The sequence below is a fragment of the Paraburkholderia sp. SIMBA_027 genome, assembly GCF_046535315.1.
Taxonomy (GTDB): Bacteria; Pseudomonadota; Gammaproteobacteria; order Burkholderiales; family Burkholderiaceae; genus Paraburkholderia; species Paraburkholderia tropica.
Genome location: NZ_JAWRWY010000726.1, coordinates 1 through 266, shown reverse-complemented (window position 1 = coordinate 266; position 266 = coordinate 1). Strand labels below are relative to the sequence as shown.

The window sequence follows — 266 nt, the reverse complement described above, 5'->3', positions numbered from 1 at the left end:
ACCGAGGGATCCGTATCTGCGCACGCGCGTCGCATCGAACGCGGACGGCGTGGTTCTACAGGCCGAGCGTATCGTCGACGTCCTGCAAGCCCTGATCGCCCCCCCACGGAGACCGTGTGGTCGTCGAGGGTAACAACCAGAAGCAGGCTGATTTCCTGTCACGCTCCCTCGCCAGGATCGATCCGGAAATCGTCCACGACCTGCATCTCATCATCCCGAGGGTGAGCCGCGCCGAGCATCTGGATCTCTCCGAGCGCGGCATCGCC

General features: G+C 64.3%; 1 pseudogene. It reads left to right on the top strand.

The features are described 5' to 3' along the window. Nucleotides 1–16: 16 nt before the first annotated feature. Nucleotides 17–266 (top strand): annotated as a pseudogene (locus tag SB764_RS40955) (malonate decarboxylase subunit alpha); the annotation flags it as partial.